General features: G+C 46.5%; 9 protein-coding genes. All 9 read left to right on the forward strand.

The features are described 5' to 3' along the window. The first annotated feature begins 12 nt into the window (after positions 1 to 12). The 9 genes from L0M98_RS06900 to L0M98_RS06940 all read left to right on the forward strand — a co-directional run bounded on the left by L0M98_RS06900 (position 13) and on the right by L0M98_RS06940 (position 14,656). Positions 13 to 987 carry a metallophosphoesterase family protein gene (locus tag L0M98_RS06900; protein WP_227215438.1) on the forward strand — a complete coding sequence of 325 codons (975 nt, stop codon included), beginning with the start codon at positions 13 to 15 and terminating at the stop codon, positions 985 to 987. Next, positions 987 to 2,120, forward strand: a complete 1,134-nt coding sequence (locus L0M98_RS06905; RefSeq protein ID WP_255723090.1) for an alkaline phosphatase — start codon at positions 987 to 989, stop codon at positions 2,118 to 2,120. The genes L0M98_RS06900 and L0M98_RS06905 overlap by 1 nt, the downstream gene beginning before the upstream one ends. Before the next feature lie 4 nt (positions 2,121 to 2,124). Next, the gene (locus tag L0M98_RS06910; RefSeq protein WP_227215437.1) at positions 2,125 to 3,792 is read left to right on the forward strand and encodes a metallophosphoesterase; all 1,668 of its coding nucleotides are present in this window, start codon (positions 2,125 to 2,127) and stop codon (positions 3,790 to 3,792) included. Next, positions 3,789 to 6,677 (forward strand): GH92 family glycosyl hydrolase, encoded by a 2,889-nt coding sequence (locus tag L0M98_RS06915; RefSeq protein WP_370645593.1) that lies wholly within the window; start codon positions 3,789 to 3,791, stop codon positions 6,675 to 6,677. The genes L0M98_RS06910 and L0M98_RS06915 overlap by 4 nt, the downstream gene beginning before the upstream one ends. Before the next feature lie 45 nt (positions 6,678 to 6,722). After that, a complete protein-coding gene (locus tag L0M98_RS06920) occupies positions 6,723 to 8,132 on the forward strand; it encodes a thioredoxin family protein (RefSeq protein WP_227215436.1) in 1,410 nt (469 codons plus the stop codon). Between the two features lie 147 nt (positions 8,133 to 8,279). Continuing rightward, positions 8,280 to 9,185, forward strand: a complete 906-nt coding sequence (locus L0M98_RS06925) for a S1 family peptidase (RefSeq protein WP_227215435.1) — start codon at positions 8,280 to 8,282, stop codon at positions 9,183 to 9,185. A gap of 85 nt (positions 9,186 to 9,270) precedes the next feature. After that, positions 9,271 to 9,810: an RNA polymerase sigma factor gene (locus L0M98_RS06930; protein ID WP_186977930.1), complete on the forward strand. Its 540-nt coding sequence runs from the start codon at positions 9,271 to 9,273 to the stop codon at positions 9,808 to 9,810. A 92-nt stretch (positions 9,811 to 9,902) separates the two neighbouring features. Then, positions 9,903 to 11,072: a FecR family protein gene (locus tag L0M98_RS06935; RefSeq protein ID WP_227215434.1), complete on the forward strand. Its 1,170-nt coding sequence runs from the start codon at positions 9,903 to 9,905 to the stop codon at positions 11,070 to 11,072. A 146-nt stretch (positions 11,073 to 11,218) separates the two neighbouring features. Further along, positions 11,219 to 14,656, forward strand: a complete 3,438-nt coding sequence (locus L0M98_RS06940; RefSeq protein ID WP_227215433.1) for a SusC/RagA family TonB-linked outer membrane protein — start codon at positions 11,219 to 11,221, stop codon at positions 14,654 to 14,656. The last annotated feature ends 5 nt before the right edge of the window (positions 14,657 to 14,661 follow it).

Below are 14,661 nucleotides of genomic sequence, written 5' to 3' on the forward strand. Positions count from 1 at the left end.
TAAATTAGCATTATGAAAAAAGTAATTTGCTCCATCAGCCTATTGGCGTGTTTTATGGTACAAGTCGCAGAATTGGTTGCACAGCCTCGTTTGAAGTTTGACGGGGAGGGACGGTTTAAGATTGTGCAGGTGACTGATATGCACATTAACTTGAAGAAGGGGCAGTCGGAAGTGTGTTTTGAATTGTTGGAGGAGGTGATACGGGAGGAGCGACCGGACTTGGTGGTGTTTACCGGGGATCAGGTGACAGAGTTGAATCCGCAAGCGACATGGGGACGGTTGGTGGAGCAAATGAGAACGTGCGGGGTGGCGTGGACGATGGTTTTCGGGAATCATGATCACGAGCAGGGAATGAGTCGGGAGGAGATTTACGAGATGGTGAAGGAGGCTCCCAATTGCTTGATGAGCAAGGGGAACGTGAAGGGTGTCGGGAATTACGTGTTGGAGATAGAGGGGAAGCAGAGCCGGGCGACGGCTGCTGTGCTTTATTTTTTGGATTCGCATAGTAATTGCGAGTTGAAAGAGGTGGGGGGATACCAGTGGGTGGATTTTTCACAGATAGCTTGGTTGCGGGAGCAGAGCGCAAGACGAGAGTGTCCGTCGCTGCTGTTTATGCATATCCCGTTGTCGGAATATAACCATGCTTGGAACGGGAAGACGTTCGGGGTGAGGTTGGAAGAAATTTGTTGCCCGCGGCTGAATAGCGGGTTGTTTACCGTGTTGAAAGAGTCGGGGCAGGTGATGGGGGTGTTCGCGGGGCATGACCATGAAAATGACTTTATAGGAGTATATTATGATATAGCGTTGGGATACGGGCGTGTGTCCGCCGGGAAAAATGCCTACGGGTGTTTGGAACCGGGGGTGCGGGTGATTGAATTGACGGAAGGGAAACGGGAATTTGAAACGTATGTCCGGCTGAAAGGCGGGGAGGTGAAAAACAGATGCAAGTATCCGGTAGATTTTGAAGACTTGAAAAAATTGAAGTAATGATTAGATTGTGTTTTGTGTTGTTTGTGTGCGCTTTGCTCATTTGTCCGGCAATGGTTGCTGGACAGGGCAAAGACCGTGAAATTAAAGTGACTTGGGACAAAGAGAGCCCGGTGAAAAAGATTGTATCCCCGACGAAAGGGAAGGTGAAGAACGTGGTCTTTATGATTGGCGACGGTATGAGCCTGATGACGATGTATTCCACATGGGCTGCCAACCGGGGAAAGTTGAATATTGAGAATTGCCGATGCGTGGGGTTGGCGAAGACTTATTGTTATGACCGTTTGATTACCGATTCCGGGGCGTCCGGTACGGCTTTGGCGACAGGACATAAGACTCGCTACCATTCGGTGGGGGTTGATCCGGACGGGAAGCCGTTGACTACTTTGACGGATTTGGCTGCCGCTAAAAACAAGTCCACGGGGGTTGTGGTTACCTGCCGTTTGAATGATGCCACCCCTGCCGCTTTCTGTGCGCACAACAGTGACCGGGAGCAGGCGGAAGCGATTATCGCGGATTACGTGGGGTGTGGTGTTGATTTTATTTTTGGTGGCGGTAAGCGGTATTTTTGTGAACGGGAGGATGGTCGTGATATTATGGAAGAGATGCGGGCGTTGGGGTACCGGACTCCGGAGAATAAGGAGCAATTGGACGCTATCGAAAGCGGAAAAGTGCTTGCCGTTTGGGCGGATCACGATTTGCCTCGTCCGGCAGAGCGGGGAGAGATGCTGACGGAGGGTACCTTGAAAGCCTTGGAACTTTTGTCACGTAACAAAAAAGGTTTTTTCCTGATGGTGGAGGCGTCGCAGATAGACGATTACGGGCATTCCAATCAACTTCGTCCTCTGGTGGAGGAGGTACTGGATTTTGACCGTACGATAGGCAAGGTGTTCGAGTGGGCGGCTGCCGACGGGAATACGCTGGTGGTGGTGACTGCCGATCATGAAACCGGAGGACTGACTTTGGTGGGCGGTGATTTGGAACGAGGTGAGATCGTGGGTAAGTTTTCCACGGGTAGCCATAGCGGTGTTATGGTTCCGGTTTATGCCTTTGGTCCCGGGGCGGAAGCGTTCACGGGTATTTATGAAAATACCGATATTTTCGAGAAGATTAAATCGCTGTTGAAATTATAAAGAGATGGTGAAATATATTGCATTGTTTTTTATCCTTGTCGTGTGGGCGGGAGCGGGGAAGGTTGCTTGCGGACAACGGGATGTTACCTTTATCATTGCGGCTGATTTGCATTTCGATTTTTTGCCCGAGACGGATCAATACTATCACGTGGTGGCGATGAATCGGGTGCCGGGACATTTCGTGATGCCCGACGGGGAGGTGATTAGCCGGGTGGACGGCGTGGTGATAGCCGGTGATATATTTGACCGTTCCCGTCCGGAAATCATTGACCTTTACCGTCAGCGGTATGAACGCGGGGAGGGGGAAAGGCGGATTCATTTTCCGGTTTATCCCGGTTTTGGGAATCATGATTTGGACGTGGCGAGGGATGGCGCACCCAATAACGAGGAACATTTGCAGTTGATAAAGAATTATTTGGATTCTCTTTTGGCTGTTCGTTTGCGAAACGGGGAGATTCTGAACTGGCATCCTTCCAGCCGGAGTTATTCGTGGAATGCGGGGGATGTGCATTTCGTGCATGCGCAACGGTACGCGGGAGATACTTCCTATTGCGAGAGTAATTTGGAGTGGTTGAAAGCGGATTTGCAGACGTACGCTTCCAACGGGGAACCGGTTGTTTATATTCAACACTATGGCACGGACTCGTGGGCAATCGAATGGTGGCCTCGGGAGGCACGGGAGGAGTTGTTCGACGTGCTTGACAAATATAATGTTGCCGCTTTCTTTGCCGGGCATACGCATACCGCCATGATGTCGGAGTACCGGGGATACCCGATTTACGAGGTGAATAACGCTTGGAAAGACGAGGATGGCAATGGCTCTTTTGCCGTGTTGCGCATCAAGGATGACCGGGTGACGGTGGCTTCCTGCCGTTGGAAAAACGGGGAGGGGGAGTTGGAAACGGTGGAGCCGGTGTTGAATCGTACGCTTCCGGTAAAGGCTCGGGAGAAGATTCACTATAATGCGTTTTCGCATAATGACTATTGGCGCCGCCGTCCGTTGGAGGACGCCCTGTCCTGTCGCTTTAATTGCGTGGAGGCGGATTTGTGGCTGATAGACGGGGACGTGTACGTGGGACATAGCAAGCCGTTTTTTCGTCGAGCTGCCCGCACGTTCGAGAATATGTACTTGAAACCTTTGGTGGCACGGATAGAGGCAAACGGGGGAAAGGTGTATCCCGGTAGTGAACGCCCTTTTTTCTTGATGGTTGAGTTTAAAAGTGACGCGGAGGAACTCTATCGAGTGTTGAAAGAGAAGATGGAACCTTACCGGAAATATTTTTGCTCGCTGGACGAGGGGGAATACCGGGAAGGAGCCGTGTTGCTTTTTATCTCCGGTAAACGTCCCACGCGTGTGTTGTCGCGAGAACAGAGTCGCTTTATGTTTCTCGACGGGATGATTCGGGATCTCGGGGTCGGGAAGCCGACCACGTTGATTCCGGTGGTCAGTGATCATTATTCCCGTTATTTTACTTGGCGGGGGAGAGGGAAGATGCCGGAAGAGGAGTACAGGAAGATGAAGGAGATACTGGATAAGGCTCATGGCGAGAATAAGCTTTTCCGCTGGTGGGGGGAGCCGGAGAGGAAAGCGGTGAAGAAATTGTTTTTAGAGATAGGTGTTGATTTGGTGGGGACGGATGATTTGAAGATGTTACGTAAGTTGCTTGAATGATGAAAATAATAAATACGGCGTACATGGCGTTGTTGCTGTGTGTGGCTTGTTCCGAGCCGAAAGATTCGGCGGTTAATGTAGTCAATCCTTTTATCGGGACGGGATTCCACGGGCATACGTACCCGGGGGCAACGGTGCCGCAAGGGATGGTGCAGTTGAGTCCGGATACGCGGCGAGGGAATTGGGATGCCTGTTCCGGTTATCATTATAGTGATTCAACTCTGTTCGGGTTTTCGCACACGCATTTGAGTGGGACGGGTTGCATCGATTGGGGTGATATTCTGGTATATCCCTCTTCCCGAGAGCTTTCGCCTGACGGGACTGCCGACTGGATGCCTCCTCATCCGTTTTCTCATGAACGGGAAGAGGCTATGCCCGGTTATTATCGGGTGGAGTTGCCCGCGGAGGGAATAGAAGCGGAACTGACCGCAACCCCTTACACGGGTGTGCATCGTTATACTTTCGAGCGGGGTGGCGAGGTGTCGATTGTTGTGGATTTGGCGCATGCGTTGAGTGACGATAAAATCAAAGAGGCACGGATGGAACGAACCGGTGATAACGAGATACGCGGGGGACGTAATACTTCCGGGTGGGTGGATAATCAGCATATTTATTTTATAGCCCGTTTCTCCCGTCCGTTTCATTCTCTACGATGGGTGAAAGAGGGAAAAACGGTTGATTCTGTCGATTCCATCACGGGAGAAAGATTGCAGGTTATTGCCACGTTCCGTCTTTTACCGAAGGAGTCCGTGGAAATGTATGTGGGGTTGTCGTGTGTCAGCGAGGAAAATGCTCGCGATAATCTGGAACATGATTTCACGGGAGATGGATTTGACCATTTCCGCCGGGAAGCGGAACAACGGTGGCGGCAAGTGCTTTCCCGCGTACGGGTGAAGGGGGGCACGGCGGATGAATGTGCTAATTTTTATACCGCCTTGTATCATAGTTTTCTCACGCCTAATTTAGTCAGTGATGCCAATGGTGACTATCGGCGTCATGATATGAAGACGGGTAAGGTTGACGGTCGCCGTAAACAGTATTCTACTTTTTCTTTGTGGGATACTTTTCGTGCATGGCATCCTTTGATGACGCTTCTGGATACGACTTTGGTCGGCGATATGGTCAATTCCATGCTGAATATTTATGATGTCACGGGAGAACTTCCCATTTGGTCGCTTTCCTCGGGTGAAACGAATACGATGATTGGTTATCACGCCGTTTCCGTGATAGCGGACGCGTATTTGAAAGGTATCCGCGGTTTCGATGCCCGCCAAGCGTTGGAGGCAATGACTCGTTCTGCCGAGAAAAACGCCAAAGGGGCGGCTTATTATATCCGTTATGGTTTTATTCCTTCCGATTTACGACGGGAATCCGTATCCTGCCTGTTGGAATTTGCTTATGACGATTGGTGTATTTCCCGTTTGGCTACGGCATTGGGAGAGAGTGAAACAGCACGGCGTTTCGCTCTCCGTGCCGGTAATTACGCGAATGTATTTGACGGTTCCGGGCGTTTTTTTCGTCCCAAGCGATTGGATGGTAATTGGGAACCGGCGTTTGACCCTTGCCGGGTTGGGCGTGCTTACACGGAGGCTAATGCTTGGCAATATCGTTTCTTTGTTCCTCATGATGTACGGGGGATGATACAGCTTTACGGGGGAGAGGCGATGTTTCTCGCGGGTTTGGATTCTCTTTTCCATGGGACTTCGACGGTCGAGAGCGATTTGCCCGATATTACCGGATTGATTGGTCAGTATGCCCATGGCAATGAACCGAGCCATCATATGGCGTATCTTTATACTTACGCGGGACAGCCTTGGAAAACGCAGGAAATGGTACGTCGCATCTTGAAAGAGATGTACCGACCGACTCCTGACGGCATTTGCGGTAACGAGGATTGTGGGCAGATGTCCGCTTGGTACATTATGAGCAGTCTGGGGTTCTATCCCGTGTGTCCCGGTTCCAACGAGTTTATTCTCACGTCCCCTTTGTTTCCCGAGGCGACGATTTGTTTGGCAAATGGCAAACGATTGGTCATTACGGCCAATGAGCCCGCTTCTAATACTTACATCCGCCGGGTGTGTCTGAATGGTAGGGAAATAAAGCGTTGTTTTATTACTTACGAGGAGTTGATGCAAGGAGGTGAGTTGTCGTTTGAACTTTCGGCGGAGCCTTGTACGGAATGGGGCGGTTACAGTTCGGGGCAACCTTATTCCATGACTCGTGATAAGCAGGTTGCCATTCCCTATGTTTCGCGAGACCTTTATCTTTTCGAGGATGCCGTTGTTTTTGAAATAGGATGTACGACTTCCGGTGCCGAATTGCATTACACGCTGGACGGTAGTGAGCCTACCCCCTTTTCTCCCTTGTATCACGAGGCGATTCGTTTGGATTCTTCCGCAATTCTTCGCGTGCGGGGTTTCAAGGAGGGGTATCTCCCCAGTCGATTGCTGGAATTGCCTGCGGTAAAAGCCGTCTATCGTCCTGCTGAAAAACCGCACGCCCTGAATAAAGGTTTTCGCTATCGCTATTACGAGGGTAAATTTACCAGCGTGGAGGATATGGAAAAGATACAGCCCGCGGATTCCGGTTATATGCCCGTGATTCGCATCGACCAAGCTCCTCGTGAGGACCACTATGGTTACATTTGGGAAGGCTGGATTCGGGTGCCGTCACGGGGTGTTTACGAGTTCGAGTTGAAGTCTGACGATGGTAGCGTACTTTACGTCGGTGACCGGAAAGTGGTTGATAATGACGGTTCTCATGCAGCCGTGTCGGCATTCGGGCATATTGCCCTGCAACAGGGGTATCACCCCTTTCGACTTCTCTATTTCGAGGATTACGAGGGGCAGTTTTTGGAATGGAAATGGAAAAAAGTGACTCGCTAGAGTGAGTGTATGGATAAATAAATTATTAACAGTATATTTTAGAATATGAAAAAAGTAGTACTATTGTTGGTTTGCGTGATGTTTGCTTCTCTATCGGTTGAGGCGCAAGGTGTGAAGTTCGAGTCGGGTACTTGGGATAAAGTTTTGGCTCAAGCAAAGAAGAAAAATAAAGTGGTCTTCGTGGATGTTTACACCACTTGGTGTGGTCCCTGTAAGCAAGTGGCAACTAAAGTTTTCCCCCAAGAAAAGGTGGGTGCGTTTTATAACTCGAATTTTATCAATTATAAAATAGATGCCGAGAGTCCGGAAGGTAAGAAATTCACGGAGAAATATCCGGCGGATGCTTACCCGACATTCTATTTTATCAATGGTAAAGGGGATGTGGTGCATAAAATGACGGGAGCCGGAAACGCAGAGCATTTTATTTCCGAAGGGAGAATGATTGCCCTGTACGAGCGTCACGGGGGAAAAGATAATTTTGTGGCAGCCGTGAAAAACGGAACAGCCGATAGGGATATGCTGTATGAATATTATCAATCTGCCAATGAGCGTAATAAGCCGGCAGCCGTGAATCTTTGTTTGAAAGCTATGCCGACCGAGGAGTTGATTAGCAAAAATAATAAGTTACTCGAAGAGATGTCTGTGTATGACAAGGAACTGATGACTCGTTTGGTGGATGAAACGATGAAGGTTAGCAATGACGGGCGGATTTTGGATGAGAAGTTTTACGAGGATTTTATTTATTACACGGTATTTCCCGTGCAGTATCATATTTCGAGATTTTTGAAACAGAGTATTCAAACGGCAAACTGGGAATGGTTGAACGAATTGTTGGTTTTGAAAGCGAAGTTCGCCGATTATGGAGGGAAGATATACCCGAACGGTAACGTGTTGGATGGAGATTTGGATATCTCTCGAGGGCGTGGCTTGTTTTTTGCTACGCCTCAGTATATTAAGCTTTGCTATTGGGTGGAAAATCGTGTTGGGGAAGAGGAGTTCAAGGTGGAATTTCCTCGTTTTATGGAACGGTTGATGCAAGAATATCCCCTCGATACTTTGATGAAGGCGGAGAAGGATCGTGTGATAGATGAGATTCGTAAGGAAGGGCAGACGGAGTTTTTGAAATTGTTTGCCAGAGGTATTTTGAAGCGCGGGGAACTCACGACACCCCGTATCGTGGAGTGGACGGATTATTTCTGGAAACTTTCACTTTCGGATGAAAAGACTAAGGAGGCGTGTAGAGAGTGGGTTCTTTATGCTTTTAACGCTAATCGTTTGTATGGCGAAACGGCTTTTTATGTAGCTGATTTTTTGGCTCGAATCGGGTATTTCGAGGATGCCAAGACGGTGCTGGAACAAGCGATTTATTTCCAGAAAGATATTAGGAGTGACAATAAAGCACTTATGAAAGAGTTGGAATGGAAATTGAGGGATGTGAATAACAGGAAGTTGTAAGTAGAAGATAATGCATTTTTGTGGTTACCGCCACTTCTGTTTCATTGATACATGAAAACGGGAGTGGCGGAATTTTTTTTGCGGCGGATACCTCTTTTGCCTTTCTGAATTGTTATATGAGTGTACATTAAATTTAAAAAGATGATTATGGAATTTTGTAGTAAGTTATCGTGTATTTTGTTGTGTTGTTTTTTAGTAGGGAACGGGAGAGGCATGGCGCAAGAGGTGGTTTACCGGGATTATACCCGGCAGGAAGCCGCTTTGCTTGATTCGTTGAAGAAGGAAGGGGTGTTGCCTTTATTCAAGGGAATGCGGGCGTTGCGGCAACAAGCGCAAGGGGTGAAGGAGAGTACCCCGGTGAATATCAAGCCCCGGCATGCGGGGAAACGGGTGATGACACCGGAGAATATAATCAAGGAAAGGCGGGCGAGTGTGTTGACGGTAAATAAATACCAAGGAGTGACGACACGTCCGGATATGGTTTACGGGTGGGCAACAGCCGTCGTGTTGACAGCGGACGGTGTTTGCGTGACTAACTTTCACGTGTTTTGGGAATTACTCGAGCCGGCAGCGAAGTTGAACCCGGCGGATAGCCTGATATTCGTGGCGACAGAGGACGGTCGGGCTTACCCTATCACGGAAATTCTCAGTTTTAACAAGGCGGCGGATATGGCTTTCTTCAAAATTGATACCCGGGGGGATGTGCTTACCCCGATGCCCTTGGGCGATGATCTTCCGGCGGGGGCGAACGTGCATTTGTTGAGTAACCCGGAAGGCTACCCGTACGCGTACACGCACGGCAGGGTGTCACGGACGATTGCCTTGAACCCGGGTGATCCTTTTTCCCGCAGGATGGAGATGACCGCTGATTTCGCGAAAGGTTCAAGTGGCGGTCCGATCATGGATGACCGGGGAAATATGGTGTCGATGGTATCGAGTATCCGTGCGATATACTTTTCCAATCAACCGCCTTATCATTTGCAAATGAACGTGAAGTTGACCATTCCGGTGAGTTCGTTGCGGCGGGTGATAAAATCACCAAAACAAAAGTGAAAAAATTTTGGATGAGATATTGATGTATTTCCAAATGGAATTTCAGTATTGGATTAATTGAATAAATCATTACTTTTGCAACATCATGGGTGTTGTTATTAAGTCAGATAAAGAGTTTGAGAAATTCTTTCGGGAGAATTTTCCAGCCGTGCAGGCGTTTATGCGACGCTACACGGGTGACGATGAATTGGCGGCAGATTTGGCACAGGAGGCATTCATGCGGGTGTTTGAGCGGCGGGAGGAGATTATTTCCGTGGAGTACGGGAAGGCCTTTTTATACACGGTGGCGAGGCATTTGTACTGGAATCATTGTAAACATCAGCGTGCGGCGGAGCATTATTTCGCGCAGTTGGATGAAGATGATGCGGATGATTATAATTTTCTGGAAGAAGCGACACGTCAGGAAACCATACGGATTTTATACGCGGCAATAGAGCAATTGCCACCCCGGACTCGTGAGATTATTCAATTGAACTTGCAAGGTATGAATAACACGGAGGTTGCCGAAGAGTTACAGATTTCCGTGAACACGGTGAAAGATTTGAAGAAATCGGCTTACGTGGTTTTAAGAGATTTATTATCAAAGAATTATTTTCTTATTTTGATATTCCTTTTAGGTGATTAAATGTTAAAATCGTCTTTTTTTTGATTTTTTTTTGCTGTTTTACCCACCCACTTTGGTTTTGAAGTAATCTCTTGGGTAAACAACAATAAAATATGGATTTATTAGAACGACGAATGATGATTGCCCGGCTGATAGCGAAAGAACTGACGGGAACGATGGACGAGAGGGAACGGGAGGAATTATCCCGTTGGCTCGCGGAAGACGGGCGACATCAAGAGGAGTACGAGCGGTTGAAAATATCGCTGGAAACAAACGATAAGGTGTGGGAAGAACAAGCCGCGGGACGCCGGATGACGGATGCCCGTTGGGAACTCACGAAACAACGGATAAGGAAACAACGGCGTATCGTGTGGAGCAGATATGCGGCGGCGATAGTACTGCCGCTGGCAATAGCGGCTTTCTGGCTTATGAGCCGGGATACATCACGGGAGCAAGTACCCGTGCCGATGGTTGCCATTACTCATGGTGTGGTGAAGGCCCAATTGCAATTGGCTGACGGGCGCAAGGTCGAGTTGAACGATACGACACGATTGCGCATAGAAGAGGCAGGAGGAACTGAAATTCAAACATCGGACAAAATGGTAAAGTACACGGGGAGTGATTCCGTGGAGATACCGTTAGCGGGCGAGAGGTATAACACGTTGAGAGTTCCCCGTGGTGGAGAGTTTGCTTTGGAGTTGGCGGACGGAACCCGTGTTTGGTTAAATTCCGAGTCAACCTTAAAATATCCCGTTCATTTTACCGGGGACCTGCGAAAAGTGGAGATGACGGGAGAGGGATATTTCGAGGTGGCGAAGAATGCCGGGAAACCCTTTGTCGTGGCGGTAAATGGTGTGAATGTTAGGGTGCTGGGTACAAGTTTCAATGTTTCGGCGTACAGCGAAAAGGTGGTCACGACGTTGGTCGAGGGGAAAGTACAATTGCAAAGAGGAGCAGATAGCGTGACCTTGATACCTAATCAGCAAGGTATATGGCGAAACGGGAAATTCGGGTTCGAGGTGAAACAGGTTGAGGCTAGGAATTATTCGTTGTGGCGTGAGGGAATTTTTTATTTCGAGGATACGGATTTGGAAACGATTTTGGATGTCATGGCTCGCTGGTATAACGTGAATATTTTTTACGTGAACCCGGGGGTGAAGTCCATGAAGTTTTCCGTGGAAGTTAAACGCTACGAAAATATAGAGCAAATATTAAGGAGGATAGAACAGACAAAACGAGTGAAATTTGATATAAAAGATAGAACTATAAACGTGTGTGAATGAAAAAAAAGACAGGTAACGCCCCCACGCTACCTGTCAGAATACATTCAATAAATTAATTCAATGTAAAATTCAGAAACAAAGTTATGAAAAAAAAGTGTAACTCGAGTGGTCTTATGAAAATAAGACTACGTAAAAAGTTGTTGACTATGAAATTTTTTGTGCTTTTTTTCTTGTTATCCGTGTCTGTGTCGGCAACGACTTATTCGCAGGAGGCAAGATTGACACTTTCGCTGGAAGATGTTTCTTTAACGGAAGTATTTTCAGCGATTAGAAAAAACACTGCGTTCACGTTTATTTATAACGTGGATGACGTGAGAAGTTTGCGGGTGAAATCCTTGAATGTGAAGGATGCCACGGTGCAACAGATTTTGGACAAAGTTCTTGTCGGTACGGGGTTTATCTATCGGATAGAGGATGAGGTTATCGTGCTCCTACCACAAGAATTGAAAGAGAAGAAAAAATCGGTTCGAGTGAAGGGATTCGTGTACGATATGCAAAAACAACCCCTACCGGGAGTGACTGTAAAAGTAGTTGGTGTTGCCGTGGGCACGGCTACTAATGAAAAAGGATGGTTTGCTATCGATTTGCCGATGCAGAGTGGCTCGTTGGAATTCTCTTTCGTGGGATTCAAGAAGAAGGTGATTGAATTCTCTGAAAAAACGACGAAAGACACGTTGCATATAACCTTGGAAGAAGATGTACAATCGTTGGATGAAACCGTGGTGGTTGCGTATGGTACTACCACGAAACGGGAGGCTACAGGTTCAATCTCCGTAGTAAAAGCGAAAGAGTTGGAGGGTATTCCTTCTTCGAGTATTGCTAATTTGTTGCAAGGAAGAGTGGCCGGTTTGGATATTACCAATATGTCTGGTTCCCCGGGAGCGGGTGGTACTTCTATAGTGATCCGGGGATACAACTCGTTGGATCAAGATCTTTATCGACGCTTTTCCAATCCCTTGTGGGTGGTGGATGGTGTGCCGATGAATTCTTTCACCTCTCCGGTAACCGGAACGAATATGTTGGCAGACTTGAATCCGGATATGATTGAGTCCGTACAAGTTTTGAAAGATGCCTCAGCAGCCTCTATCTACGGTTCTCGAGCTGCTAATGGAGTGATTATTGTTACGACAAAGAAAGGGAAAAAGGGACAGGATGCAACATTCTCTGCTAATGTTTCTTATACTTGGTCTGTACTTCCGGAATTACCGCCCGTTACTATTGGACGAGGTGAAAGAGATCTTCGTCGTTATAGGCAGAAATGGAGATCAATGAAAGCTTATATGGATCCCAATACGATGTCTTATGTTTACCCGACTACGCATAAAGAGGTGTATGATCATAAATATACTAGCAGATTGGATTACTATTGGATTCCTGATCCCGCGGGAAATAGAATGAATGGTGGGGGAATTCTTCAAGATAGTTTGAATGACTTCTACAATAATTCTACCAATTTTTTCCCAGTTTATTATCGTACGGGAAAGGTGACGAATGCAAATATTCAAACTTATGCAGGTTCAGAGCGGATGAATTATAGTATTGGTCTTGGTTTTTATGACGAGACAGGAGTTTTACGAGGTACGGGGTATACGCGAGTAGATTTGAGTTCGTCAATGACTGTACGACCGGTGAAAAAATTAAGCGTGGATATGTTGTTGAATGCTACTTTGGCTAATAGAAAAAGAGGTGATCATAATAGAAATGACATAGAGGTTGTTCCGGGAGATCCATATGAATTAAGTTCTTTAAAACCGGGAGAAGGAACTGCTGTTTGGAATGAGGTATTGGAAAAATTGAACGGGTCGGATGATAAGAATCGTTCTGTTCGTTTGCGTGCTAATTTCCGGTTGACGTATGATATCTGTGAGAGGTTATTGTTTTCGACTTCTGGTGCGGCGGACTACATGATTAATCGGCGAAATTATTTTCAACCTTCCACGTTGAATTCTAGTGGTTATTCCAAGAGCACGGGGGAGACGGGAATAAACCTCATGGTATTGAACGAGAATACATTGAATTACAAGAAGAGTTTCAACGAAAAACACAATATGAATTTATTGGTGGGGTTCTCTTATCAGTATGACCAATTAGAAAATAATATGGGATATGCTCAGAACTCCCCGAGTGATAAAATTCATTATGCACCTACTTCACTCCCGCTTTTTGGATCAGAAGTAGTGGGTGGTTATACGCGTTATTTTGCGTTTAAAGATTATACTTCGGATATGCAGGAAAAAATATTGCTTTCTTATTTTTTCAGGGCAGAATATAACTACTTGCAAAAATACTTGTTCTCGTTGAGTTTGCGGGCTGACGGAAGTTCGACTTTCGGAAAAAACAATAAATGGGGGTATTTCCCCTCCGTGGCGGGGGCTTGGGCGTTTTCCGAAGAACGTTTTTTTGCTTCTCAATCGCATTGGTTGTCGTTTGGTAAAATTTGGGCTAGTTGGGGACGTTCCGGGATGGATTTCGATCATTGTTATTTAGCGCAGGGGCTTTTGGAAGTCGGTAATCCTTCTGAAGGAAATTCCAGTTTGCAACCGAATTATAAAGAAGGACTGTATAATGATGATCTTTCATGGGAACAAACAGACCAATATGATTTCGGGTTGGATTTAGATATGTTTGATAATCGTTTTGGCATAGTGGTGGATTATTATTATCGTTACACGAACAAAATGTTAGCTTCTGTTGCATTACCAGGAGCGGGTGCTATTTCCGGCTTTGTGAAACAATGGCGGAATGCTGCGGCTCTTTCTAATGAAGGCTTAGAATTGTTAGTAAAGTACGAGATTTTCCGGACTCCGGATTTATATTGGAAAATTAGCGTGAATGGAGCTCGAAATTGGAATAAACTTAGAGAAACTTCGGATGGGAGGGATTTGATAGGAGTTATTGGACGGAGTATTAATGATATAAAAGTATTGAAAACGGAGGGATTCATCGATTATCAAGATGATATACCAGCTTATTGGAGAGCGGATGGATACAAAGCTTATTTGAATCAAAATCCTACTTCTTATTATAAACCGGGTGATTACAAATATGTAGATTTGAATGGAGATGGTACTATTGACGGGAAGGACGTGATATATGTAGGTAGTGCTTTGCCTATCTTTTCAGGAGGATTGGTGAGTGAATTTAAGTGGAAAGATTTTGATATTAATTTGTCGATGGCTTATCAAATGGGGCGTCATATGATTAATGCAATGCCTATTTTCTCGTTGCAGCAGAATGAAGGAGTACTTTTGTATGATGCTCGAAAAATTACGTTTTGGAATCAGCCGGGAGATAATGCTGATTATCCATTTGCAGCACAAGCGACAGTAGTTGATCGAGATGTTGAGAAAGTAAATTGGTTAAAATTGAAGACATTAACGATTGGTTATAGTCTTCCAAGAGCGTGGATGGCAAAAGTGGGATTGAAACAAGTACGTTTTTTTGCAAGTGGTGAGAATTTATTGACATTCTCGAATTATTCCGGACTTGACCCGGAAACGGTGGATATTCGTACCGGTTATGATGGCGGACGTAATTATCCATTGGCACGTAAATTTACATTGGGTTTAACTGTAAAATTTTAAACAAA

Origin of the sequence: Butyricimonas sp. DFI.6.44 (genome assembly GCF_022132345.1) — a bacterium.
Classification (GTDB): Bacteria; Bacteroidota; Bacteroidia; order Bacteroidales; family Marinifilaceae; genus Butyricimonas; species Butyricimonas muris.

Coding starts and splice junctions, on each gene's coding strand:
- L0M98_RS06920 (WP_227215436.1), top strand. CDS start 6,723: ATGAAAAAAGTAGTACTATTGTTGGTTTGCGTGATGTTTGCTTCTCTA.
- L0M98_RS06915 (WP_370645593.1), top strand. CDS start 3,789: ATGATGAAAATAATAAATACGGCGTACATGGCGTTGTTGCTGTGTGTG.
- L0M98_RS06930 (WP_186977930.1), top strand. CDS start 9,271: ATGGGTGTTGTTATTAAGTCAGATAAAGAGTTTGAGAAATTCTTTCGG.
- L0M98_RS06900 (WP_227215438.1), top strand. CDS start 13: ATGAAAAAAGTAATTTGCTCCATCAGCCTATTGGCGTGTTTTATGGTA.
- L0M98_RS06905 (WP_255723090.1), top strand. CDS start 987: ATGATTAGATTGTGTTTTGTGTTGTTTGTGTGCGCTTTGCTCATTTGT.
- L0M98_RS06940 (WP_227215433.1), top strand. CDS start 11,219: ATGAAATTTTTTGTGCTTTTTTTCTTGTTATCCGTGTCTGTGTCGGCA.
- L0M98_RS06935 (WP_227215434.1), top strand. CDS start 9,903: ATGGATTTATTAGAACGACGAATGATGATTGCCCGGCTGATAGCGAAA.
- L0M98_RS06925 (WP_227215435.1), top strand. CDS start 8,280: ATGGAATTTTGTAGTAAGTTATCGTGTATTTTGTTGTGTTGTTTTTTA.
- L0M98_RS06910 (WP_227215437.1), top strand. CDS start 2,125: ATGGTGAAATATATTGCATTGTTTTTTATCCTTGTCGTGTGGGCGGGA.